Source organism: Mangrovibacter phragmitis (genome assembly GCF_001655675.1).
GTDB classification, from domain to species: Bacteria; Pseudomonadota; Gammaproteobacteria; order Enterobacterales; family Enterobacteriaceae; genus Mangrovibacter; species Mangrovibacter phragmitis.
In genome coordinates this window covers 1-25,480 of the sequence record NZ_LYRP01000012.1, presented here as the reverse complement: position 1 = coordinate 25,480, position 25,480 = coordinate 1, and the positions used below count along the sequence as shown (strand labels likewise).

General features: G+C 48.2%; 24 protein-coding genes. 7 read left to right on the top strand and 17 right to left on the bottom strand.

What is annotated here, in order from left to right; genetic code table 11:
• Positions 1-112 precede the first annotated feature (112 nt).
• The 15 genes from A9B99_RS10390 to ravA form a co-directional block, all read right to left on the bottom strand.
• Positions 113-532: a F0F1 ATP synthase subunit epsilon gene (locus tag A9B99_RS10390; protein WP_036113995.1), complete on the bottom strand. Its 420-nt coding sequence runs from the start codon at positions 530-532 to the stop codon at positions 113-115.
• Positions 533-552: 20 nt separating this feature from the next.
• The gene (gene atpD / locus A9B99_RS10385) at positions 553-1,935 is read right to left on the bottom strand and encodes a F0F1 ATP synthase subunit beta (RefSeq protein WP_064597235.1); all 1,383 of its coding nucleotides are present in this window, start codon (positions 1,933-1,935) and stop codon (positions 553-555) included.
• Positions 1,936-1,966: 31 nt separating this feature from the next.
• Positions 1,967-2,830: a F0F1 ATP synthase subunit gamma gene (gene atpG, locus A9B99_RS10380; protein ID WP_064597233.1), complete on the bottom strand. Its 864-nt coding sequence runs from the start codon at positions 2,828-2,830 to the stop codon at positions 1,967-1,969.
• A gap of 51 nt (positions 2,831-2,881) precedes the next feature.
• Positions 2,882-4,423: a F0F1 ATP synthase subunit alpha gene (gene atpA, locus A9B99_RS10375; protein WP_064597231.1), complete on the bottom strand. Its 1,542-nt coding sequence runs from the start codon at positions 4,421-4,423 to the stop codon at positions 2,882-2,884.
• 12 nt (positions 4,424-4,435) lie between these two features.
• Entirely contained in the window at positions 4,436-4,969 is a 534-nt protein-coding gene (gene atpH, locus A9B99_RS10370; RefSeq protein WP_064597229.1) for a F0F1 ATP synthase subunit delta, read from the bottom strand.
• Positions 4,970-4,983: 14 nt separating this feature from the next.
• A complete protein-coding gene (atpF, locus tag A9B99_RS10365) occupies positions 4,984-5,454 on the bottom strand; it encodes a F0F1 ATP synthase subunit B (protein ID WP_036114010.1) in 471 nt (156 codons plus the stop codon).
• A gap of 61 nt (positions 5,455-5,515) precedes the next feature.
• Positions 5,516-5,755, bottom strand: a complete 240-nt coding sequence (gene atpE, locus A9B99_RS10360; protein ID WP_000429386.1) for a F0F1 ATP synthase subunit C — start codon at positions 5,753-5,755, stop codon at positions 5,516-5,518.
• A 50-nt stretch (positions 5,756-5,805) separates the two neighbouring features.
• Positions 5,806-6,624 (bottom strand): F0F1 ATP synthase subunit A, encoded by an 819-nt coding sequence (gene atpB / locus A9B99_RS10355; protein ID WP_064597227.1) that lies wholly within the window; start codon positions 6,622-6,624, stop codon positions 5,806-5,808.
• An 8-nt stretch (positions 6,625-6,632) separates the two neighbouring features.
• Positions 6,633-7,013, bottom strand: coding sequence for a F0F1 ATP synthase subunit I (gene atpI, locus A9B99_RS10350; RefSeq protein ID WP_064597225.1), 381 nt, complete (start codon positions 7,011-7,013; stop codon positions 6,633-6,635).
• Between the two features lie 618 nt (positions 7,014-7,631).
• Positions 7,632-8,255, bottom strand: a complete 624-nt coding sequence (gene rsmG / locus A9B99_RS10345) for a 16S rRNA (guanine(527)-N(7))-methyltransferase RsmG (RefSeq protein WP_064598015.1) — start codon at positions 8,253-8,255, stop codon at positions 7,632-7,634.
• A 74-nt stretch (positions 8,256-8,329) separates the two neighbouring features.
• Positions 8,330-10,219, bottom strand: a complete 1,890-nt coding sequence (gene mnmG, locus A9B99_RS10340) for a tRNA uridine-5-carboxymethylaminomethyl(34) synthesis enzyme MnmG (protein WP_064597224.1) — start codon at positions 10,217-10,219, stop codon at positions 8,330-8,332.
• A gap of 376 nt (positions 10,220-10,595) precedes the next feature.
• Positions 10,596-11,045 (bottom strand): FMN-binding protein MioC, encoded by a 450-nt coding sequence (gene mioC, locus A9B99_RS10335; RefSeq protein ID WP_064597223.1) that lies wholly within the window; start codon positions 11,043-11,045, stop codon positions 10,596-10,598.
• A 90-nt stretch (positions 11,046-11,135) separates the two neighbouring features.
• The gene (gene asnC, locus A9B99_RS10330; RefSeq protein ID WP_036114033.1) at positions 11,136-11,594 is read right to left on the bottom strand and encodes a transcriptional regulator AsnC; all 459 of its coding nucleotides are present in this window, start codon (positions 11,592-11,594) and stop codon (positions 11,136-11,138) included.
• A gap of 85 nt (positions 11,595-11,679) precedes the next feature.
• Positions 11,680-13,137 (bottom strand): ATPase RavA stimulator ViaA, encoded by a 1,458-nt coding sequence (gene viaA / locus A9B99_RS10325; RefSeq protein WP_064597221.1) that lies wholly within the window; start codon positions 13,135-13,137, stop codon positions 11,680-11,682.
• The gene (gene ravA / locus A9B99_RS10320; protein WP_064597219.1) at positions 13,131-14,630 is read right to left on the bottom strand and encodes an ATPase RavA; all 1,500 of its coding nucleotides are present in this window, start codon (positions 14,628-14,630) and stop codon (positions 13,131-13,133) included. Before ravA ends, viaA begins: the two co-directional genes overlap by 7 nt.
• 404 nt (positions 14,631-15,034) lie before the next feature.
• On the opposite strand from ravA, the gene kup reads away from it, so the two are divergent.
• The 7 genes from kup (at position 15,035) to rbsR (ending at position 22,919) form a co-directional block, all read left to right on the top strand.
• Complete coding sequence (gene kup, locus A9B99_RS10315) at positions 15,035-16,906, top strand: low affinity potassium transporter Kup (protein ID WP_064597217.1); 1,872 nt, start codon at positions 15,035-15,037, stop codon at positions 16,904-16,906.
• Positions 16,907-17,108: 202 nt separating this feature from the next.
• The gene (rbsD, locus tag A9B99_RS10310) at positions 17,109-17,528 is read left to right on the top strand and encodes a D-ribose pyranase (protein WP_064597215.1); all 420 of its coding nucleotides are present in this window, start codon (positions 17,109-17,111) and stop codon (positions 17,526-17,528) included.
• Between the two features lie 8 nt (positions 17,529-17,536).
• A complete protein-coding gene (gene rbsA, locus A9B99_RS10305) occupies positions 17,537-19,033 on the top strand; it encodes a ribose ABC transporter ATP-binding protein RbsA (RefSeq protein ID WP_064597213.1) in 1,497 nt (498 codons plus the stop codon).
• Between the two features lie 12 nt (positions 19,034-19,045).
• Positions 19,046-20,011: a ribose ABC transporter permease gene (gene rbsC, locus A9B99_RS10300; RefSeq protein ID WP_064597211.1), complete on the top strand. Its 966-nt coding sequence runs from the start codon at positions 19,046-19,048 to the stop codon at positions 20,009-20,011.
• A gap of 26 nt (positions 20,012-20,037) precedes the next feature.
• A complete protein-coding gene (gene rbsB, locus A9B99_RS10295; protein WP_064597210.1) occupies positions 20,038-20,925 on the top strand; it encodes a ribose ABC transporter substrate-binding protein RbsB in 888 nt (295 codons plus the stop codon).
• A gap of 66 nt (positions 20,926-20,991) precedes the next feature.
• Positions 20,992-21,921: a ribokinase gene (gene rbsK / locus A9B99_RS10290; protein ID WP_064597207.1), complete on the top strand. Its 930-nt coding sequence runs from the start codon at positions 20,992-20,994 to the stop codon at positions 21,919-21,921.
• Between the two features lie 14 nt (positions 21,922-21,935).
• Positions 21,936-22,919: a ribose operon transcriptional repressor RbsR gene (gene rbsR, locus A9B99_RS10285; protein ID WP_064597205.1), complete on the top strand. Its 984-nt coding sequence runs from the start codon at positions 21,936-21,938 to the stop codon at positions 22,917-22,919.
• Here the strand turns inward: rbsR and mdtD are convergent, their stop codons facing one another.
• On the bottom strand, positions 22,920-24,314 hold the full coding sequence (gene mdtD / locus A9B99_RS10280) for a multidrug transporter subunit MdtD (protein WP_064597203.1): 1,395 nt from the start codon (positions 24,312-24,314) through the stop codon (positions 22,920-22,922).
• 30 nt (positions 24,315-24,344) lie between these two features.
• On the bottom strand, positions 24,345-25,034 hold the full coding sequence (locus A9B99_RS10275; protein WP_064597201.1) for a FadR/GntR family transcriptional regulator: 690 nt from the start codon (positions 25,032-25,034) through the stop codon (positions 24,345-24,347).
• Between the last annotated feature and the right edge of the window lie 446 nt (positions 25,035-25,480).

Sequence of the window (25,480 nt, the reverse complement as noted above, 5' to 3'; positions counted from 1 at the left end):
ATCACATAAAAAAGAAAAAGTGTTTTATTTCCAATATTCACCTGACTTCCGCTCGCAATAAAAAAGCCAGCCGGGTTGCCCAGGCTGGCTTTTTACGTGCTTCAAGCCGGTGTTACATCGCTTTTTTAGTCAATTCAATAACACGCAGTTTCGCGATGGCTTTCGCCAGCTCAGCAGAAGCTTGTGCGTAATCCACGTCACCGTGAGAATTACGAATGTGATCTTCTGCTCTGCGTTTCGATTCCATGGCTCTGGCTTCATCCAGATCCTGGCCGCGAATTGCCGTATCAGCCAGCACGGTTACCGTGCCAGGCTGTACTTCCAGAATGCCGCCAGAAAGATAGATAAACTCTTCATGGCCATGCTGTTTAACGATGCGGATCATACCAGGCTTAATGGCAGTAAGCAGCGGAGCGTGCCCCGGGTAAATACCCAGTTCACCTTCACTACCTGTAACCTGGATTTTCTCAACCAGACCAGTAAACATCTGCTGTTCTGCGCTGACGACATCCAGGTGGTAAGTCATAGCCATATCACCCTCCGATTACGGCGTTAAAGTTTCTTGGCTTTTTCCACGGCTTCGTCGATGGAACCAACCATGTAGAACGCTTGTTCCGGCAGGTGATCGTATTCACCGTCCATAATGCCTTTAAAGCCACGGATGGTATCTTTCAGCGAAACGTATTTACCCGGAGAACCAGTAAAGACTTCTGCCACGAAGAACGGCTGAGACAGGAAGCGCTGAATTTTACGCGCGCGAGCTACCACCAGCTTATCTTCTTCTGACAGTTCATCCATCCCCAGAATGGCGATGATGTCTTTCAGTTCCTGGTAACGTTGCAGAATAGACTGCACGCCACGGGCAACATCATAGTGTTCCTGACCAACAACCAGTGGGTCCAGCTGACGGCTGGTTGAGTCCAGCGGGTCAACTGCCGGGTAGATACCCAGAGAAGCAATCTGACGGCTCAGTACCACGGTTGCGTCAAGGTGCGCAAAGGTGGTGGCTGGTGACGGGTCAGTCAAGTCATCCGCAGGTACGTATACCGCCTGTACGGAGGTAATAGAACCGGTTTTGGTTGAAGTGATACGTTCCTGAAGAACACCCATTTCTTCCGCCAGTGTTGGCTGATAACCTACCGCGGAAGGCATACGGCCCAGCAGAGCGGATACTTCTGTACCGGCCAGGGTATAACGATAGATGTTATCGACGAACAGCAGAACGTCACGGCCTTCGTCACGGAATTTCTCAGCCATGGTCAGGCCGGTCAGTGCAACGCGCAGACGGTTTCCCGGCGGCTCGTTCATCTGGCCGTAAACCAGGGATACTTTATCCAGAACGTTGGAATCGGTCATTTCGTGGTAGAAGTCGTTACCTTCACGGGTACGTTCACCAACGCCCGCAAACACTGAGTAACCGGAGTGTTCGATCGCGATGTTACGGATCAGCTCCATCATGTTTACGGTTTTACCTACACCAGCACCACCGAACAGACCAACTTTACCGCCTTTTGCAAACGGGCAAATCAGGTCGATAACTTTGATACCAGTTTCCAGCAGATCCTGGGAGTTAGCCAGGTCTTCGTAACTCGGTGCTTCACGGTGAATAGCCCAACGTTCTTCTTCGCCGATGTCGCCTTTCATGTCGACCGGCTCGCCCAGTACGTTCATGATACGGCCAAGTGTTGCTTTACCAACCGGGACTTCAATCGGGTGTTCAAGGTCTTTCGCTTCCAGGCCACGACGCAGACCGTCGGAAGAACCCATTGCGATAGTACGAACAACACCACCACCCAGCTGCTGCTGAACTTCCAGCACCAGGCGCTCTTTACCATTCATTACCTCAAGGGCATCGTACACTCTTGGTACGGCATCCTGAGGAAACTCGACGTCCACCACGGCGCCGATTACCTGGATAATCTTTCCAGTTGCCATCTTGAATCCTCTACGTAATTCGTAAACCTGGTTAAACCGCGGCGGCCCCCGAGACAATCTCGGTGAGTTCCTGAGTAATGCTGGCCTGACGAGCTTTGTTGTAAACCAACTGCAGCTCTTTGATCAGGTTGCCGCCATTATCGGTTGCAGCTTTCATCGCAACCATACGTGCGGCCTGTTCGCTGGCCAGGTTTTCTACCACGCCCTGATAAACTTGCGATTCGACATAACGGCGCAACAGGGTATCCAGCAGCGCTTTCGGATCAGGTTCGTACAGGTAATCCCAGGATTTACGTTTTAAATCACCATCTTCTGATGCCGGTAAAGGCAGCAGCTGAGTGATGGTCGGAACCTGAGACATGGTGTTAATAAATTTGTTGCTGACAACATAAAGCTTGTCCAGACGGCCTTCATCGTAGGCCTGCAACATCACCTTAACCGGACCGATCAGTTCTGACAGAGCAGGGTTATCCCCCATGCCTGTTACCTGTGCAACGACACTGCCGCCAACAGAATTAAAGAAAGAAACACCTTTAGAGCCAATCAGTGCTAAATCACTCTGAATGCCTTTCTCAGACAATTCTTTCATTTCGTTGAGCAACTTTTTGAACAAGTTAATGTTCAAGCCGCCACACAGACCACGGTCAGTCGACACTACCAGAAAACCCACGCGTTTTACGTCGCGCTCTTCCAGGTAAGGGTGCTTGTATTCCAGATTACCATTAGCAAGGTGACCAATCACTTTGCGCATGGTCTCTGCATAAGGACGGCTGGACGCCATGCGCTCCTGCGATTTACGCATTTTGGAAGCGGCGACCATCTCCATCGCTTTAGTGATCTTTTGCGTGTTCTGGACGCTTGCGATCTTACTACGTATCTCTTTTGCGCCGGCCATGAGCTTCTCCTCAATGCCTAACGGCTTGCCCCGAGAGACAAGCCGCAGACGTTACCAGGACTGGGTTGCTTTGAAGGAATCGAGGATGCCTTTCAGCTTTCCTTCGATTTCATCGTTGTAAGACCCAGTTTGGTCGATTTCTTGCATCAGCGGAGCGTGCTCACGGTCAACGTATGCCAGCAGTGCAGCTTCGAAGCTACCGACTTTCGCCAGCTCGACGTCACTGAGGTAACCACGTTCAGCCGCGAACAGAACCAGAGACTGCTGCGCAACGGACATCGGCGCATACTGTTTCTGTTTCAGCAACTCGGTTACTTTCTGGCCGTGATCCAACTGCTTACGCGTTGCATCATCAAGGTCAGAAGCAAACTGGGAGAACGCCGCCAGTTCACGATACTGTGCCAGTGCGGTACGAATACCACCGGACAGTTTTTTCATGATCTTGGTCTGCGCTGCACCACCCACACGGGATACAGAGATACCCGGGTTAACTGCCGGACGAATACCGGAGTTGAACAGGTTGGTTTCCAGGAAGATCTGACCATCTGTAATAGAAATTACGTTGGTCGGAACGAATGCGGAAACGTCACCCGCCTGGGTTTCGATAATCGGCAATGCGGTCAGTGAACCGGTTTTCCCTTTAACTTCACCTTTAGTGAAAGCTTCAACGTATTCAGCGTTTACACGCGCAGCACGTTCCAGCAAACGGGAGTGCAGGTAGAATACGTCGCCTGGGAATGCTTCACGTCCAGGCGGACGACGAAGCAGCAGAGAAATCTGACGGTAAGCGACAGCCTGTTTGGACAGGTCATCATAAACAATCAGGGAGTCTTCGCCGCGGTCACGGAAGTATTCACCCATTGCACAACCGGCATAAGGTGCCAGGTATTGCAGTGCAGCAGATTCAGACGCAGAAGCAACAACCACAACGGTGTTTTTCAGTGCGCCATGTTCTTCCAGTTTACGAACCACGTTAGCAATGGTGGACGCTTTCTGGCCGATAGCCACGTACACACATTTGATACCGGAATCACGCTGGTTGATGATGGCATCGACAGCCAGAGCAGTTTTACCCGTCTGACGGTCACCGATGATCAACTCACGCTGACCACGACCGATTGGAATCATGGCATCGACAGATTTATAACCGGTCTGTACAGGCTGGTCGACAGACTGACGTTCGATAACGCCAGGCGCGATAGCTTCAACAGGTGAGAAGCCATCGTGTTCAACCGGGCCTTTACCATCAATAGGTTCACCCAGGGTGTTAACAACACGACCCAGCAGGCCATTACCTACCGGTACTTCAAGAATACGGCCAGTACACTTAACTTTCATGCCTTCGGCAAGGTCAGCATACGGACCCATCACAACTGCACCTACGGAGTCGCGCTCCAGGTTCAGTGCGATAGCGTAACGGTTACCCGGCAGAGAGATCATTTCACCCTGCATTACCTCGGCCAGGCCGTGGATACGGATAACACCGTCACTTACAGAAACAATAGTACCTTCGTTGTGAGCTTCACTCACCACGTTGAACTGAGCAATGCGCTGCTTGATCAGTTCGCTGATTTCGGTGGAATTCAGTTGCATGCTCCAGTCCCCTTAAGACTGCAAGACGTCTGCCAGGCGTTCAAGACGACCACGGACGCTACCGTCAATGACCATATCACCCGCACGAATGACAATACCTGCCATTACAGACTTATCAATTTTGCAATTCAGCTTCACTTTGCGAGACAGACGTTTTTCCATCGCGGCGCTAATTTTCGAAAGCTGTTCTTCGCTTAACGCGCTGGCTGAAGTCACATCAACTTCAACTGTGGCCTCAAGGGCTGCGCGCAACAGAACAAACTGCTCAAGAACATCAGGAAGAACCGACAGACGCCCATTTTCAGCCATTACCTTAATCAGGTTTTGGGCATGGGTATCTACCTGGTCACCACAAATAGCGATAAACGATGCAGCCAGTGTTTCAGGTGCCAGTGCACCTGAAATCAGCCCAGCCACCTGTTCGTTCTTGGACACCTCTGCGGCAAACGCCAGCATTTCCTGCCAGCGATCCACATTCTGGTGTTCAACCGCAAAGTCAAAAGCTGCTTTGGCGTAGGGGCGAGCTACAGTAACAAATTCAGACATCAGCCCCTCCCTCCTTACAGTTCAGCGACCAGTTTATCAACGATGTCGCTGTTAGCAGCTTCATCCACGGAACGTTCAATAATCTTCTCGGCACCAACGATAGCCAGTTGAGCGACTTGCTTACGCAGTTCCTCGCGGGCACGTTTACGTTCAGCGTCGATTTCGGCCTGAGCCTGTGCCACGATTTTGTTACGTTCCTGTTCTGCTTCCGCTTTTGCTTCTTCCAGAATCTGAGAACGGCGCTTGTTCGCCTGCTCAACAATGACCTGAGCTTCAGCTTTCGCTTTTTTCAGCTGGTCGGTCGCGTTGGCCTGTGCAAGGTCAAGGTCCTTTTTAGCTCGTTCGGCTGAAGCAAGTCCGTCAGCAATTTCTTTTTGACGTTTTTCAATGGCAGCCATTAACGGCGGCCAGACATACTTCATGCAGAACAGAACAAACAGGACAAACGCGATGGCCTGGCCGAGGATTGTTGCGTTAAGATTCACAGCACAATGCCTCTTATCTAGTTAATGTTCTGATATTGCTTTAGTTTTAAAGCAATGCTCACTACGCGACGGCGAACATCACGTACAGACCCAGACCCACAGCGATCATCGGGATAGCATCCACAAGACCCATAACGATAAAGAACTGTGTACGCAGCAGAGGAATCAGATCAGGCTGGCGTGCAGCGCCTTCCAGAAATTTACCCCCGAGGATGCCGATACCGATCGCAGCACCGATTGCCGCCAGACCCATCATCACAGCGGCAGCCATGTACAGCAGATCCATATTCAGGTTTTCCATGACAGTCTCCAGTTTGTTTCAGTTAAAACGCAGTAGTAGTGTTAGTAAAATTAATGCTCTTCAGATGCCATCGACAGATAGACAATCGTCAGAACCATGAAAATGAAGGCTTGCAGCGTAATGATCAGGATGTGGAAGATAGCCCACGGAACGTTAAGCAACCACTGTGACCACCACGGCAACAGACCAGCAATCAGAATGAAAATCAGCTCACCCGCATACATGTTACCGAACAGTCGCAAACCAAGAGAAACAGGTTTGGACAATAAACTGACCCCTTCCAGAATCAGGTTCACGGGAATAAACACCGGATGATTGAACGGCTGGAGCGTCAACTCTTTCGCGAAGCCACCAACGCCTTTCATTTTGATGCTGTAGAAAAGAATAAGAACGAAGACACCCAATGCCATGGACAAAGTGACGTTCACATCAGCAGACGGAACAACACGCAACGCCGGCAGGCCAAGGACATGCTCGGCAATAAATGGCAGCAAGTCGATTGGCAGCAAGTCCATCAGGTTCATCAGGAAGACCCAGACAAAAATCGTCAGGGCCAACGGTGCAATAACCTTGCTTTTGCCATGGTACATGTCTTTGACACTGCCATGAACAAAACCAACGATTAATTCAACCGCTGTCTGGAATTTGCCTGGCACGCCCGTCGTTGCACGTTTCGCAACACGGTGGAAAATAACCAGGAACAACAAACCCAGAACCACTGAGAAAAACATGGAGTCAATATTCAGCGTCCAGAATGTGGCCGGGGGGTTTTGCGGATCCACCATTGAGAATGTACGCAGGTCTATCTGTAAGTTATGCAGATGGTGACCTATGTATTCCTGCGGTGTAGAGATTTCTCCTGCAGACATGATGCCTCTTACCCTTTGTTGTTAATTACAGCTGGTGCCAGTATCTGTACAACCAGCACCAATAACCATGTCACTATCAGCGGCAGCCAAACCGCCTTAAATACGCCCAACGCCACAACCAGAATAGCAAACGTTGCCACTACTTTTACGCCTTCGCCAATGGCGAACGACCAGGCCAGACGACCTTTAGTGAATGTTTGCGCCTGATGACGCCAGGCAAAAATCATAAAAACTACGTTAGGCAGCCAAACCGCCACACCTCCACCAAGAGCGGAAGCTCCCCATACGGGGTCTTTGAGGCAAAAAAGCAATCCACTTGCTATCAAAGCCAAAAATTGAACGAACAGAAGCTTAAGCGCTACGTTTCTACTCATGAGCGACACTGACATAACGTGAATAACTCCTGCTCCCTTTGAGGTATGTCGCGAGTCGTATAAAACTGTCTTTATGGCTCAGAGTCAAGTTCCAAAAAGCGAGCAAATTATACGGGGCGAACACGTGAATTCAAACAATAAGTAGCAAAAAGGTGAACAAATGTTTAAATAATTTTCTGTGCGCCTTTTTTCTAAAGTTTTGTTCAAACCGCAATCAGTTCACCAAAATTACCAATTAAGTGGTAACCATGTCGTTAAAAGCGTGCCACCGATCACAAATCCAACAATTTTCTGCTCATCAATTTAAGAATAAACTGGAAAACAAAAAACATATCCTTATGAAAAATAAGTGCATTATTTAAATATTTTTAGAAAAAAGCCTAAAACACAATAAAAACCTTTTATTGACATTTAACTAAAAAATTTAACTTTTACTCTCTTCTAACAGACTGTATCTTTTGCTCGCTCATATTTGCCATGTTTACTATTTATAAAGTTAACAAAAAGAGTGACGTTAATTATCGGGAAATAAGTAGTAAAAAAATTGTGACATGTAACCAACTATTACACTGATTTAGCACGGCTTTTTTAACGATTAAGAAACAACTGTATTTCCACTTTTTTTGATAAATATTAATTTTTTTTTGGTCGAATAATCACCAGATGACGCTCACCTTCCAGCTCAGGTACTGACAGAGGAATAACTTTTTCCACCGCCAGGCCCTGTGGCAGGCCGTCTATCTCATCCTGAGGTAACACGCCTTTCAGGGCATAGAAGAAACCGTTATCAGCAGGAAGATGATGGCACCACGTCACCATATCGGTCAGCGATGCAAATGCACGACTAAGGACACCGTCAAATGCCGGGTCTGCGGGAAAATCTTCTACCCGGCTTTGCACTGGTGTGATGTTTTCCAGTTTTAGCTCATGTTGCACCTGGCGCAGAAACCGAACACGCTTGCCTAAGCTATCGAGTAAAGTGAAGTGTGAATCCGGGCAGACAATAGCCAGAGGAACGCCAGGCAGTCCAGGGCCAGTTCCTACATCGATAAAACGCTGCCCTGACAGATACGGAGCAACCACAATACTGTCCATGATATGGCGCACCAGCATTTCCTGTGGGTCACGCACGGAAGTCAGGTTATATGCCTTATTCCATTTGTTGAGCAGTTCAACATAAGCCAGTAACTGGCTTTTCTGGTGAGAGGACAGCGTAATCCCCGCGTCATCCAACAGATGAGATAGTTTATTCAGCATATTGAGCACAACGTTACCTATAAAAAAATGGCCAGGTTAACCCTGGCCAGACAGTTACCTGTATCTTAGCAGTATCAGGCAGTGCGGCGAAGCAACCCTTGTTTTTTCAGCCACACCAGCAAAATGGAAATAGCAGCAGGCGTGACACCTGAAATGCGCGAAGCCTGCCCAATGGATGACGGTTTATGGTCATTCAGTTTCGCAGTAACTTCATTGGACAAACCAGAAACCTGACGGTAATCCAGCGTGGCAGGAAGTACCGTATTCTCGTTGCGCAGTTGTTTTTCAATTTCATCCTGCTGACGGGCAATATAGCCTTCGTACTTAACCTGAATCTCAACCTGCTCAGCAGCCTGTGCATCTGACAGTGCTGGTGCAAACTGGGAAAGCGAGGTTAACTGCTGGTACGTCATTTCCGGGCGGCGTAGTAAATCTTCACCACTGGCTTCACGGGTCAACGGCGATTTGAGCAGTGAATTCACCTCAGTTGCATGTTCAGATGCCGGATGAACCCAGGTTTCTTTCAGACGCTGGCGTTCACGCTCAATGTGTTCCAGTTTCTGGTTAAAGTGTGCCCAGCGCTCATCATCCACCAGCCCAAGCTCGCGCCCAGTCTCGGTTAAACGTAAGTCTGCGTTATCTTCCCTCAACATCAGGCGATATTCAGCCCGGGAAGTAAACATGCGGTAAGGCTCTTTGGTACCCAGTGTGCACAGGTCATCAACCAGCACGCCTAAATAGGCCTGATCACGGCGTGGTGACCACCCTTCCAGGTCTGCAGAATAACGCCCGGCATTAAGCCCGGCCAGCAACCCCTGAGCTGCAGCTTCTTCATAACCTGTTGTGCCATTGATTTGTCCGGCAAAGAACAGGCCATGGATATACTTGCTTTCCAGTGTAGGTTTGAGATCACGCGGATCGAAGAAATCATACTCAATGGCATACCCGGGGCGAACGATCTTTGCATTAGCCATCCCTTCCATAGAGCGAACAATTTGCATTTGGACATCAAACGGCAGGCTGGTGGATATCCCGTTGGGGTAAATTTCGTTGCTGGTCAGCCCTTCCGGCTCCAGGAAGATCTGGTGCGCATTGCGATCAGCAAAACGCATAACTTTGTCTTCAATCGACGGACAATAACGAGGGCCAATGCCTTCTATCACACCAGCATACATTGGGCTGCGGTCCAGATTATTACGAATCACGTCGTGAGTGCGTTCGTTAGTATGCGTGATATAGCAAGGGACCTGCTGGGGGTGTTGGCTTGCAGAACCCAGGAAAGAAAAGACCGGCATCGGGTTATCCCCATGCTGTTGAGCCAGCACTGAGAAATCGATAGTCCGGGCATCAATACGCGGCGGTGTTCCTGTCTTCAGCCGGCTGACACGCAAAGGCAATTCACGCAAGCGGCGAGAAAGTGGTATAGACGGCGGATCGCCAGCCCGGCCACCGCTGTAGTTATCCAGGCCAATATGAATTTTGCCGTCAAGGAATGTCCCGACAGTTAACACCACTGCTTTTGCACGAAATTTCAGGCCCATTTGGGTGACAGCACCAACGACCTGGTCGTTTTCGACAATCAGATCTTCAACTGCTTGTTGGAAGATCATCAGGTTTGGCTGGTTTTCCAAAGCAGTGCGAACTGCCTGTCGGTAAAGAACACGGTCTGCCTGAGCGCGGGTTGCTCTCACTGCGGGGCCTTTGCTGGCGTTTAGTATCCTAAACTGGATACCGGCCTGATCGATAGCTTTCGCCATCAGTCCACCAAGCGCATCCACTTCCTTAACCAAATGTCCTTTGCCAATACCGCCAATAGCCGGGTTACAGGACATCTGCCCCAGAGTGTCGATATTGTGTGTCAGTAAAAGGGTCTGTTGGCCCATTCGGGCTGCAGCCATTGCTGCTTCAGTCCCTGCGTGACCCCCGCCAATGATGATGACGTCAAAAGGATCTGGATAAAACATGGTTACTAAGCCTCGCTGTTGCGAATTTGCGAAAGAGGATTTATTGCCCCGGGCCGGGGATTCTACTCAACTTTAGTCGATTGAGAAAGCACCAGGATCGAAGGTATTAAAAAGAAGATCTTTATATAGAGATCTGTTTTATTATGATCTCTTATTATGATCGCATTATGTTGTGGATAAGTGATTATTCACCTTTTAATACAGGTGATTAGGGTGGATCATTAGCTGTGAATGATCGGTGATCCCATACCGTATAAGCTGGGATCAGTTTAGCGACTTACTCACACCCCAAAAAACATACGATCATTGTACATTGGATAACTACTGGTTGATCCAAGCTTTTACGCAGAGTTATCCACAACCAACTGCGCGATCTTTACACTCTTGGGAGTAAATTTTTCCAGGAAAGCAGCCATTCTTCTGCCGGATCTTCCGGAATTTCATGATCAAGAATGTTTATTTTTAGTGGTTCGCCAAGACGGCGTGCACCACAAGCCTGCAACAGGCTGCTCAGTTTGTCTATTGCTTCGCAGAATGTGTCATACTCACGGCTGCCAATACCAATCGCCCCGAACTGCACACCACTTAAATCAGGCTTACCTGCTTCAATGGCATCATATAAAGGCTGAAGGTTATCGGGCAGATCTCCCGCACCATGAGTTGATGTTACGACCAGCCAGTAACCAGATTGATTGAGTGCTTCCAGTTCCGGACCATGAAGTGTCCGGGTGGTAAACCCATCAGCATCCAGCAATGAAGCCAGATGTTCTGCGACATATTCAGCACTACCCAGCGTACTGCCAGTTATCAACGTTATTTCTGCCATGGTTCCTGCCTTCAACAAACCGTGGCGTATTGTACGCTGTGAATCGCATGGGATCTACCTGTGGATAATATGGGTATTTGTTTGTATGAATTAAGGCGTGATCGTCCGCATGATGGGATTCTGTAAGGAGATCAGCGTTTCCGTAGACTGTATCTCATCAATAGTCTGAATTTTGTTGATAAGTACTTGCTGCAGTGCATCAATAGATTTGCACATCACTTTAATGAAGATACTGTAATGCCCCGTGGTGTAATAAGCTTCTGTCACCTCTTCAAGACTTTCCAGCCGGGCCAGCGCGGAAGGGTAATCTTTGGCACTCTTTAAAATAATGCCAATAAAGCAGCACACGTCGTAACCCAACTGTTTTGGACTGATATCAACCCGGGTGCCGGTGATGATCCCTGCCTGCTTCATTTTTTCAACCCGCACATGAATGGTCCCTGCGCTGACGCCAAATTGTTTGGCCAGCTCAGCATAAGCCGTTCGGGCGTTAGCCATTAAGGCCTTGAGGATGTCGCGATCAAGATTATCGAGAGAGTAGTTTTCCATGAGCAATTCCAGGCAAGATAAACTTTGTTGGTGTTAGCTGCAGGCATAATAAAGAAAGTGAGGGCATTCGGGTATGCCTGCGCTATCAGAAATGGCGTTTGAACTGACGGGCCAGACGAGTGCCTGGGCCTGTATCAAACCGCCAGATATGGTCGAAAATACGCATGATGCCGGGCTTGCCATGAGGTGACATTGCAACAGCATGGAAACGGTGGTGGTGCTGGTTTTGCAACAGTCTGACTTTGTTTATTACTTCTTCGGGCAGGCGCTGAGCAATAAAATCCGAGATTATCACAGCATCGGCATCAGCCCAGTGTGCAGTTTGCATGTGTTTCACTACTTCTTCAAAACATCTGACGAGATCAGTGCCTCCCCGGAACCGCTGGCTGAGAAAACGTATCGCTTGCTGGAGTCCATCTTTTGCGGTGAGTTCATAACTGACTATTTCGCTGGAAAAGAGCATGACATAGCATCGACGGTCTTCTCTTAGCGCAATGCGCATTAACGCCAGGCAGAAGGCTTTTGCACACTGCTCATTAAACCCACCCATAGAGCCTGAGGTGTCGACACAGGCAATAAACGGCCCTTTGGGTTGCTCATCCATTTCTTGCTGGTGTGACGGACGCTGGACGATTTTTTCCCGCCATGCATCACCCTGCAGGCGGTAGGTCATCAATTGTTTATCAAGTAACCGGCGGTAAAACTCGTACTCCAGCTCTGAGATACCCAGTGCTGCCAGTTCTGGCGGCAGTAACCGCAGAATATCATCGCTCTGGTGTAGCCCTTCGATTTGTTCTGGTACGGTGGCGGGTTCGCGCACCATAACCCGGGTCATCTCTGGTGGTGCATTATTTTTAGGGACACTTTTTGCGGCGTTTGCCCGGCCAAGTTGTTCCGCCAGGCGCATTAACTCAGGTTGGGTATTTAAGAACTCGCTGTACTGAATTAACTGGCTGATATTCTCTGTGGCAAGATTACTGCTGCTCATATCCCATAAACGGCCTGATGTTCGGTCATTATCGCTGAGCAATGGGTCCAGTTGCCGGGTGAGTTGCAGGCGTTTAAGCAACTCAGCCATAAGTCGTTCCTGCTCTTCTGCCAATAATTGATTGTTAAGTGTCGTTGCGCGCATTATCAGGCTGACACGCCAGCGTTGTAAAAAGAGTGTATGCAATGCAGGGGTGACAGGGGGAGCTTCAGCTATAAGCTCCAGCCCCTGAGCAGCAAATGACGAATTCAGTTCTGTAAGTTGGCTGACGAGACCTGAACATTGCTGGCTGAATTGTGCTGTAGACTGTAACTGAACAGCCCGGAATAACATGACTTCTTGTTCGAGATGTTTTGGCAGCAATGTACTGTTTAATCGGGATTTAAGTTCATCCTGCCAGCGAGGAAGATCGTTGTTTACTGTTTTTTTTAATCGCGGGTATTTCTCAAAAAATGCAATTAACTGTGGTGCCGCCAGAAGCGTCACTATCAGTTCTTCCACCAGCCCGGTTTCACTAATGGCCAGCATGGTATCCAGTGCGGAAAGCGTTAGCATTGGCGAGCCTGTTTTATTTGCGCGCCTACATCCTGCAGGCTGGCCTCGATTTGCCCTAACCAGTCACTTTCAATGAACAGGCATTTTTGTTGCTCATTAAACAGCGCATGCTGTTTACGCCAACGGGTTTCGAGGTCATCCAGTTGTTGCCTGATATCATCGGGAAGTCCCTGTTGTGGTTTCCCGGGGAGTGCCAGTGTGGTGCCTTGCATGCTGACATCACGAATAACCAGGTGTTGTTTATTATCGACCTCAAGTTGTAAAGGTTGAGCAAAGCCTGTCCCATTCAGTTTGCCACGAATTTCGCCACCTTTCTGTAACCACTGATCCATCGCCATTCGGTCCAGCGTAATATGAATGACGTTCATATCATGCAGCCTGAGCGACTTTTGGAGCACCAGTGTCAGGGTTGTTGCTTCCAGCCCTTCGGGAAGTGAATAGCTTTGGCGCCGTCCAAAAAATGTATTTTGTTGTTTTATAAGGGTAAGGGCATTGTATTCGCTTTGTTTTTGCTGTTGTATCAGTCGCTGTTGCTGAATGGCACTGAGTTCACTCAGCAATGTGTTTTGTTGCCAGGCTGAACCGGTCATCAAAAGCGTAATTTGCTGCTGGACCATTTTGAGACTGTCCATATCGTGCCACAGGCAATCTTTAAGCAGAATAAGATCGATGGGGGATAACTGTTCCCGTCCGCTAAAGAAGGCGCAGGCTTGCAATAAACGTAAGGCTTTTTTCCAGCGACGGTCTGAAATATAAGGGGATTCCGGCTGTTGCCCCAGCTGTTGGCGGAGCTGGAACAGCAATTCGAACACATTATCCGGCAGGGTGATTTTAGTAATTGCCTTTTGCCAGTCGGCAAATTCTTCATCAGAGACTTGCAGGCCTTCTGCCACTGGGTTTTCATGCTCATCCTGATGGCTTATCAGCATGGCGCGGAAGTTATTTTTTTCCTGCACTTTATCCAGCCACAAGCGAATAAGCATACGGTCGTACAGTGCTTCCAGGCTGCTGTCTGCTTCAGGGAGTTCGTTAGAAGCGGTAACCAGAAGGCGCATAGGAATAGCTGCTTCATTTGCTCCATTACGAAACCGTCGCTCATTAATCGCTGTGAGTAATGTATTCAGTATCGCCGGCCCGGCTTTCCAAATTTCATCGAGAAAAACAATCTCAGCACTGGGCAAATACCCTTCAGTAAGGCGCTCATAACGCCCTTCATCTTTTAAGGCCTGGATGGATAGCGGGCCAAAAACTTCTTCCGGGGTAGAAAAACGGGTCATCAGGTATTCGAAAGCACGGGCATGGCGGAATGCGAATTTCAATCGACGTGCAATCAAACTCTTGGCAATACCTGGTGGGCCTAACAGAAAAACACTTTCACCACTAAGGGCTGCCAGCAGGCACAACCTGATGGCATGTTGACGTTCATATAAGCCTTTTTCCAGTGACTGGCTGAGGCGTGAAATTCTTTCCGCCAGTAAATGCGCTTGAACCATAATTTATCTGTTTCTCATCCGGTTAATGCGATGTATCGGAAGTATATACGCTTCATCCTGTATGCTGCAGTATCTCTGGTTTTTCGTTGTGTTATTCGTGATAAAGGCTGTCTTCATGGGGAAAGGTTGCGTATCTCGGGTAAACCATGCTGCTTTTCATCATGGTTGTTACGTCCTGTACCCTGGGATTCACTACATCGCTCAGTACTCACTGGAATGATGTGGTCTGTAGATGTTTGTTATAGATACTAAAATAAGCCAGTAATCAGTGTATAAGTAATTTGCGCTAAATTAACTGAATACGATTTAGGGGTACGATTTTTTTCACAATCGTGCATACTGAGCGCTTTTTGTGGGCCAAGGGACTAAGCACACGAGTTAAATCTAAACGAAAAGATTAGTCTATGAGCACTGAAAACAAGCAGGCTTTGCCAGCGGTTACACTGGCTGCTATCGGGGTGGTTTACGGCGATATAGGTACCAGTCCACTTTATACATTGCGTGAATGTCTCTCAGGTCAGTTCGGTTTTGGCGTTGAATATGGCGCTGTATTGGGGTTTCTATCTCTGATTTTTTGGTTACTGATTTTTGTCGTTTCCATCAAATATCTGACTTTTGTTATGCGGGCTGATAACGCTGGCGAAGGGGGGATACTGACATTAATGTCGCTTGCCGGGCGTAATACCACGGCTAAAATGACGTCAGTTCTGGTTATTATGGGGCTGATTGGCGGCAGTTTTTTCTATGGGGAAGTGGTTATCACCCCTGCAATTTCGGTTATGTCTGCCATTGAAGGTCTGGAAATTGCGGCTCCTTCACTGGATCCTTATATTGTTCCGCTTTCTATTATTGTTCTGACATTGCTCTTCATGATTCAAAAGCATGGTACAGGAATGGTCGGCAAACTTTTTGCGCCCATTATGCTAACCTGGTTTGCGGTGCTTGCTGTGTTAGGTGCCAGAAGTATTTTGGCTAATCCGGAAGTTCTCAATGCAATTAATCCCATCTGGGCAGTGCGTTTCTTTATTGAGCATAAAGAAGTGTCATTCCTGGCCTTAGGGGCAGTCGTTCTCTCTATTACTGGTGTTGAAGCTTTGTATGCTGATATGGGGCATTTTGGCAAATTACCCATTCGGATTGCCTGGTTTGCGGTGGTGTTACCGTCTTTAATCTTGAACTATTTTGGTCAGGGAGCCTTATTACTAAAAAACCCTGAGACTATCAAAAATCCCTTCTTCTTGTTAGCGCCTGACTGGGCCTTGATTCCCTTGTTGATTCTGGCAACACTGGCAACTGTTATCGCCTCTCAGGCTGTTATTTCCGGTGTATTCTCTTTAACCCGGCAAGCTGTGCGTTTGGGGTATCTGTCGCCCATGAAGATAATTCACACCTCAGAGCGGGAATCCGGGCAGATTTATATTCCGGTCATTAACTGGATGCTCTATTTCGCCGTGGTTCTGGTGATAATTGGGTTTGAACACTCCAGCAATCTGGCGGCCGCTTATGGTATAGCCGTAACCGGGACAATGGTGCTGACTTCTATGCTTGCCTGTACTGTGGCGCGTAAAAATTGGCACTGGAACAAGGTTGTGGTGGGAATCATTTTAGTAACATTACTGAGTGTTGATATTCCTTTGTTCTCAGCTAATTTGCAGAAGGTGTTGTCAGGTGGGTGGTTACCGCTGACCCTTGGCTTGCTGATGTTTATTGTCATGACTACCTGGAAAAGCGAGCGTTTTCGCCTGCTGCGCCGAATGCATGAACATGGCAATTCTCTGGAAGCCATGATTGCTTCCCTGGAAAAATCACCCCCGGTTCGTGTACCTGGTACTGCGGTATATATGTCGCGGGCACTTAATGTGATTCCATTTGCCCTGTTGCACAATCTTAAACACAACAAGGTACTGCATGAACGTGTGATTTTACTAACCCTGCGTACCGAAGATGCACCCTATGTTCACAATGTACGGCGTGTATCCATTGAGCAGCTATCACCTACGTTCTGGCGGGTTGTCGCCAGTTATGGGTGGCGTGAAACGCCAAATGTAGAAGAAGTATTCCATCGTTGCGGCCTGGAGGGATTAACCTGCCGGATGATGGAAACCTCCTTCTTTATGTCGCATGAGTCTTTGATTATTGGCGGAAAACGCCCATGGTATCTGCGGTTGCGTGGCAAACTGTTCATTTTGTTGCAGCGTAATGCCTTGCGGGCACCAGACCAATTTGAAATACCTCCTAACCGTGTTATCGAACTGGGTACTCAGGTCGAAATCTGACGCACGCACTCTGATGTTGGCAAGGAAGCCAGCACATATCACCATTTTCCCCCACAATGGTTCACTTCACTTTATTCTCTGGTTGTAAAAATCAGCGAAACGTTTCGATGGTGATCACATTTCTTTAACTCATCAGTTGTTGAACAGGCTTTTGAGCCGCTACACTTCTTTCAGCGAAACGTTTCGCTGATGGAGTGTAGAGATGAAAAAAGGCACTGTTCTGAACGCTGATATTTCTTCTGTTATTTCCCGTCTGGGGCATACAGATACTGTCGCCATTGGTGATGCAGGGCTTCCTGTTCCAGCATCAACCCAACGTATTGATCTGGCATTGACTCATGGTGTGCCTGGTTTTTTGCAAGTTTTTGGCGTGGTTATACAAGAAATGCAGGTTGAAGCAGTGACTCTGGCTGAAGAAATTAAGCAGCACAATCCCACTCTTCATGAAACGTTGCTTGAGCAAATCAGGCAGCTGCAGCAACACCAGGGGAATCAAATTGAAGTGACTTATGTCCTTCATGAAAAATTTAAAAAACAAACCGCAGATTGTAAGGCGGTCATTCGCAGCGGGGAGTGTTCCCCGTATGCGAATATTATTCTTCACGCAGGCGTGACCTTTTAGGGGTTTCTATGGACGCGTTACTGCAACTCAAAGGGATCGATAAAGCGTTCCCGGGCGTAAAAGCATTATCAGGTGCTTCATTAAATGTCTGGCCAGGCCGGGTTATGGCGCTGGTGGGCGAAAATGGTGCGGGTAAATCCACCATGATGAAAGTGCTTACCGGAATCTATTCCCGTGATGCCGGAGAACTTCTTTGGCTGGGAAAAGAGACAACATTCAGCGGGCCTAAAGCTTCCCAGGAAGCGGGTATTGGCATTATTCACCAGGAACTTAACCTTATCCCGCAACTGACTGTAGCTGAGAATATTTTTCTTGGCCGCGAGTTTGTTAACCGGGTTGGGCGTATTGACTGGAAACGTATGTATCGCGAAGCCGATGCACTCCTTAAGCACCTGAATTTACGTTTTACCAGTGACTATCTGGTGGGTGACTTATCTATCGGCGATCAGCAAATGGTTGAAATCGCTAAAGTGCTGAGTTTTGAATCCCGAGTCATCATTATGGATGAGCCAACGGATGCGCTGACTGATACCGAAACTGAGTCGTTGTTCCATGTCATTCGTGAGCTGAAAGCTCAAGGGCGTGGCATTGTGTATATCTCGCATCGTATGAAAGAGATCTTTGAAATCTGTGACGATGTGACCGTTTTTCGTGACGGGCAATTTATTGCCGAACGTGAAGTCAGCTCACTCACAGAAGACAGCCTGATAGAAATGATGGTTGGGCGCAAACTCGAAGAGCAATATCCGCATATTGATAATGAGCCTGGTGATGTTCGCCTGAAGGTGGATAACCTGTGCGGACCAGGTGTGCATGACATTAGTTTTACGTTACGTAAAGGCGAAATCCTGGGGGTTTCCGGGTTGATGGGCGCCGGACGTACAGAGCTCATGAAGGTGCTATATGGTGCACTGCAACGTACCAGTGGTTATGTCACGCTTGATGGGCATGAGGTTGTTACGCATTCTCCGCAAGATGGCCTGGCGAACGGCATCGTTTATATCTCGGAAGATCGGAAAAAAGACGGTCTGGTGCTGGGGATGTCCGTTAAAGAGAATATGTCTTTGACCGCCTTGCGTTACTTCAGCCATGGCGGCGGCAGCCTGAAACATAAAGATGAACAACAGGCTGTCAGTGATTTTATTCGCCTGTTTAATATCAAAACACCGTCAATGAACCAAATCATTGGTTTCTTATCTGGGGGGAATCAGCAAAAAGTGGCTATTGCCCGCGGCCTGATGACCCGTCCTAAAGTCCTTATCCTTGATGAACCGACTCGTGGTGTGGATGTCGGGGCAAAAAAAGAGATCTATCAGCTTATTAACCAGTTTAAGGCAGAAGGACTGAGCATCATTCTGGTCTCATCTGAAATGCCTGAAGTGCTTGGTATGAGTGATCGCATTATGGTGATGCATGAAGGGCATCACGGTGGTGAATTTACACGCGAGCAGGCCACTCAGGAAGTCCTGATGGCAGCCGCCGTTGGCAAGCTTACCCGTGTGTAACAGGAGCAAAAAATGAGTACCCAGTCTATTCCATCCCGTCGCTGGTTCAGTAAGGCCTGGCTGATGGAGCAAAAATCGTTGATTGCGCTCCTGGTGCTGATTGCCATTGTATCTACAATGAGCCCTAACTTTTTCACAGTAAACAACCTGTTTAATATTCTCCAGCAAACCTCCGTGAATGCCATTATGGCTGTGGGGATGACGCTGGTTATTCTCACCTCTGGTATTGATTTGTCCGTTGGTTCATTACTGGCACTTACGGGCGCTGTGGCCGCATCCATTGTGGGGATTGAAGTCAATTCACTGGTTGCCATAGCTGCTGCTCTGGCACTGGGTGCTGCTATTGGCGGCGTTACCGGGGTAATTGTTGCGAAAGGGCGGGTGCAGGCATTTATTGCTACGCTGGTAATGATGCTGTTACTGCGTGGGGTAACCATGGTGTACACCGATGGCAGCCCGGTTAACACAGGGTTCTCCGCTAACGCAGACTTGTTTGGCTGGTTTGGTATTGGCCGCCCACTGGGTATCCCAACTCCTGTATGGATTATGGCAATCGTGTTCGCCGGTGCATGGTATATGTTGCACCATACGCGACTGGGCCGTTACATCTATGCGCTGGGTGGTAATGAAGCCGCCACCCGTCTTTCCGGGATAAGTGTTGATAAAGTAAAGATTATTGTCTATTCCCTGTGTGGCCTGCTGGCTTCTCTGGCTGGCATTATTGAGGTCGCGCGTCTTTCTTCTGCGCAGCCTACTGCCGGTACGGGATATGAATTAGATGCGATTGCCGCTGTGGTTCTCGGCGGGACCAGCCTGGCTGGCGGGAAAGGGCGCATTATGGGAACGCTAATCGGCGCACTGATTCTTGGCTTCCTGAATAATGGTTTGAATTTATTAGGTGTTTCTTCCTATTACCAGATGATCGTCAAAGCGGTTGTAATTTTGTTGGCGGTGCTGGTGGACAACAAAAAGCAGTAATTCATTACTCTACAGGACATCTTGATATGAATATGAAAAAACTGGCAACCCTTGTTTCTGCTGTTGCTCTGAGTGCCACTGTCAGTGCAAATGCCATGGCAAAAGATACCATCGCACTGGTTATTTCTACACTGAATAACCCGTTCTTTGTTTCCCTGAAAGACGGTGCTCAAAAAGAGGCGAATAAACTGGGTTATAACCTGGTGGTTCTGGATTCTCAAAACAACCCAGCGAAAGAGTTAGCCAACGTACAGGATCTGACGGTACGCGGCACTAAACTGATGCTGATTAACCCAACAGATTCCGATGCTGTTGGTAATGCAGTGAAAATGGCTAACCAGGCCAAAATCCCGGTTATCACACTGGATCGCATGGCAAATCACGGCACTGTTGTCAGCCATATTGCTTCTGATAACGTTGCTGGTGGGAAAATGGCAGGTGACTTTATTGCAAAAAAACTTGGCAATAATGCAAAAGTTATTGAGTTACAAGGGATTGCCGGGACGTCAGCTGCACGTGAACGTGGAGAAGGTTTTGCCCAGGCGGTCGCAGCACATAAATTTGATATTCTTGCCAGCCAGCCTGCAGACTTCGACCGGACAAAAGGCCTGAACGTTATGCAGAACCTGCTGACTGCGCATCCTGATGTACAGGCGGTGTTTGCGCAGAATGATGAAATGGCGCTTGGCGCGTTGCGCGCTCTGCAGACAGCCGGGAAATCAAACGTGTTGGTTGTTGGCTTTGATGGTACAGATGATGGTATCAAAGCTGTTGAAAGTGGAAAAATGGGTGCCACAGTTGCCCAACAACCGGAGCAAATTGGTGTTATCGGCGTTGAAACGGCAGATAAAGTGCTTAAAGGCGAAAAAGTTGAAGCTAAAATTCCGGTGGCTCTGAAACTGGTTACTAAATAATTAGACATTAAGAAAAGCATGGCAGCGCCACCGGTAAGGTGGCGCACTAAAAAGGACATCCTGATAATGAAGACCACTGAGAAGCTTGTTGTTCTGGGGAGTATCAATGCGGACCATATTCTTAACCTTGCGCAATTTCCAACGCCGGGGGAAACGGTAACAGGTCAGCATTATCAGGTTGCCTTTGGTGGCAAAGGTGCCAACCAGGCCGTTGCTGCCGGCCGTAGTGGCGCGAATATTTCTTTTATCGCTTGTGTTGGAAGTGATGATATTGGTCAGCAAGTACGCCGGCAGTTAGCCAGCGACAACATTGATGTCTCGCCGGTTGATTCTGTTGATGAGGAATCAACCGGGGTAGCGCTTATCTTTGTTAACCAGGACGGTGAAAACGTTATCGGTATTCATGCAGGTGCCAATAGCGCACTGACGCCTGACCGGGTGGAAAAGCACAGTACACTAATTGCCAGTGCATCGGCATTATTGATGCAACTGGAGTCTCCGGTGGAAAGTGTACTTGCTGCGGCCCGTATTGCTCATCAGAACGATACCACCGTTATTCTCAACCCTGCGCCAGCTTGCCCACTTTCTGATGAATTACTGTCGCTGGTGGATATTATTACACCTAATGAAACAGAAGCAGAGAAATTAACCGGTATTTGTGTTGAGACAGAAGCTGATGCCTCCAAAGCGGCACAAAAATTACATGAAAAAGGTATTGGTATTGTCCTGATAACCATGGGTAGCCGTGGTGTGTGGGTAAGTGACGGAAGTATCAATGAGCGTATTGCCGGGTTCAAAGTTAAAGCAGTTGATACGATAGCAGCTGGTGATACGTTTAATGGTGCGCTGGTTACTGCACTGATTGAAGGGAAGCCATTGCGGGATGCCATTCGTTTTGGTCATGCCGCGGCCGCCATTGCGGTAACCCGCAAAGGTGCTCAGCCATCTGTGCCATGGCGTGAAGAGATTGACCGTTTTCTTTCTGAGCAAGGATAGTTTTTGTGGCGACAATGAAAGATGTGGCGCGGCTGGCCGGGGTTTCCACATCAACGGTTTCTCATGTCATCAATAATGACCGCTATGTCAGCGACCCAGTGCGTGAAAAAGTCGAGTCGGCTGTAAAACAGCTTAACTATGCGCCTTCAGCATTAGCCAGAAGCCTGAAGTTGAACCAGACCCGTACTATTGGGATGCTGATTACCGCCAGTACCAATCCGTTTTATTCGGAACTGGTTCGTGGCGTGGAACGGAGTTGTTTCGAGCGGGGTTACAGCCTGGTGCTGTGTAATACTGAAGGCGATGAACAGCGTATGAACCGCAACCTGGAAACATTGCTGCAAAAGCGTGTTGATGGGCTGCTGTTATTGTGTACGGAGACACACCAGCCTTCTCCCGCTATTATTGCGCGTTACCCGGCAATTCCTATTGTCATGATGGACTGGGAGCCATTCAGTGGTCCCAGTGATTTGATTCAGGATAACTCACTACTGGGAGGTGATATGGCCACTCAGTATCTTATTGACAAAGGTTACCAGCGTATCGCTTGTATTACTGGCCCATTGGATAAAACACCTTCCCGCCTGCGTCTTGAAGGTTACCGTGCTGCCATGTCTCGTGCAGGGTTAACGATTCCTGTAGGGTATGAAATTACCGGTGATTTTGAGTTTTCAGGTGGCTACCAGGCAATGCAGTCATTACTTGCGTTACCTGAGCGGCCTGACGCTGTTTTTGCCGGTAATGATGCGATGGCTGTTGGCGCATATCAGGCTCTGTATCAGGCAGGAGTGTCTGTGCCTCAGGATATGGCCGTTATTGGTTATGATGATATTGAACTGGCGCAATATATGACACCGCCACTTACTACTATTCATCAGCCAAAAGATGAACTGGGTGAGCTGGCAATTGATGTGCTCATTCATCGTATGGCTGAACCAGCACAGCAGCAGCAGCGTTTACAGCTTACGCCAGAACTTATCATCAGGGGTTCCGCTTAGTTAGTCATGCATTTTTCTGGCGATTAAATTTCTTCCGTCTTTCTTTTTCAGCATTAAAAAGACGGCTGCAGACAGCATTGTGATTAAGCCCATCGTCATGAACGTATGGTGGAATTGCGCAACAGTATCAAGATGCGGAAATCCGGCATAGAACCGCAAAATTACAGCGCTCACTGCCACGCCAAGGCTAATGGATAATTGCTGTGTAACGGCCAGAACACTGTTCCCGCTACTGGCATTTTCATCGGACAGATCGGCAAGTGTAATGGTATTCATGGATGTAAACTGTGTAGACATTGCCATGCCTAAAATGAATAGCGGTAAAATCAGTTCCCATAATGCCATGCCCGGGGATTGCAGGGAGAACTGAGCAATCATCAGGCCAATAAAAAGAGTAATACCCACCAGTGTGTTGCGGTAGCCGAATTTCCTCAGTACTTGTGTCACTGTCGATTTCGCCAGAATAGACCCCACCGCCGTTGGTGCCATCATACAACCAGCCAAAAACGCCGGGAAACCAAATCCTACCTGAAGCATTAATGGCATCAAGAAAGGGACACACCCGGTGCCAAGGCGGGAGGCTATATTGCCCAGAATACCTACCGAGAATGTGCGTGTTCTGAATAATGGCAAGGCAATCAGTGGTGCAGGGTGGTTACGAGCATGGGCCACATACCCCAGCAGCAAAACGACGCCTCCCAGCGTAATACTGCCAGCCAGCCATGGCTCAACAATCTTTTCACCAAATAACTCAACACCACTGGAGATAAGAACCAGACTCAGGCCAAATAATAAAAAGCCTGGTAGATCAAAATGCCTTGGGGGTGTCGTAAAATTCGGCATGTACTTTCTGGCATAAAGCAGCCCCATGATTCCTATCGGAATGTTAATGAGAAATATCCAGTGCCAGCTTGCCCATGTAACAAGAATCCCTCCCAGTAAAGGACCTAAGATCGGGCCAACCAACCCAGGCATAGTGACAAAGTTTAAAACCGGAAGCAGTTCACTGCGTGGGTAAGCGCGCAATAATGCAAGCCTGGCGACGGGCATCATCATTGCCCCACCAACCCCTTGAATGACACGGAAGATGACCAGTTGGCCCAGAGACACGGATAGCGCGCATGCCAGAGAGCCCAGTGTAAACAAGGTGACCGCAATCATAAAAACCCGGCGTGTACCGAATCTGTCTGCCAGCCATCCGCTAACAGGAATCAGCATCGCGACGGTCAGTGTGTAACTTATTATCGCTGATTGCATTGCTAAAGGAGAGCGATTCAGGCTGTGAGCAATAGCCGGAAGTGCTGTGTTTAAGATAGTTGCGTCCAGCGCCTGCATAAAGAAAGCCATCGCGGCTATCCATGGCAGGCCAGACATGCTTCGGGCTTTATGGAGCATACCAATCCTGTTTGTACGCCTGGTGCGTTGTTATTTATCGTCAACCAGTAATGCCTGACAGGCAACGAACGCCTGTTGACTGTCGCCTTTTATGATTGCATCGACAATAGCCTGATGGTTGTCGAGCTTGATAACTTCATTGTTAGCAATAGAAGAAAAATAGTTGTAATAAACAGACCTGAACAGGTTCGCAAAAGAAGAAAGAAATGGATTTCCGCTCATGATGTATATTTGTTCGTGATAAGTGGTATCTATATCTACCCATGTTTCGCGATCATATTTAGTTCGTAGTGCTTTCATCTCTTCCATTGTTGATGCCAGAAGGGCTTTTTGCTCACCGGTGCCATTACTTGCTGCCAGCGCACAGGCCTGGGGTTCAAGACTATTACGCATTATCAGGAAGTAATTAACTATTTCACTGAAATTATCCTGGGTCATCCACCAGGTGAGTAACTCTTTATCCAGGAAGTTCCAGTTGCTGCGGGGCATAACACGCGTACCAATACGTGGCCTGGGAAGTACCATCCCTTTTGCCGCCAGGGTTTTTACAGCTTCACGTACCGCCGTTCGGCTGACGCTGTAGAGTTCACCTAACTCCATTTCGCCAGGTAAAATGGAACCTGACTCATACTCACCAGTCAGTATTTTGCGGGCTAATTTCTCGGCCAGTACCCAGGAAAGGTTCTTTTGGGCCGCCAGTTGTTGTGCATTCAGTGACATGCGGGGTAATCCTCAGGCGTTTTGACTGCTTTAGTATGCCACTCGCTACTCTTTCATGGTGTTTAATTCAGCAAATAACAGCATATTTGCTGAATTTCCCATCGCTATGGTGAAAAAAAATGCGCTTAGTAAATTTTTTTAAATTTTCACTTGCCAGCGAGAGATTAGTCCCTATAATGCGCCACCACTGACACGGCACAACGGCAAACAAACCGGCCTGTCAGGCAAAGTTAAGTAAAAATAAATGCTTGACTCTGTAGCGGGAAAGCGTAATATACGCAGCCCGCGCCACCCGGAAATACGGTGGCACTGCTCTTTAACAATTTATCAGACAATCTGTGTGGGCACTCATAAGCACTGATATCTTAACGTCGCAAGACGCTAAAAATTATCAAGTCTTAAAGAGTGACTAACAGTTAATTCATTACGAATAAACAGTTTAATTC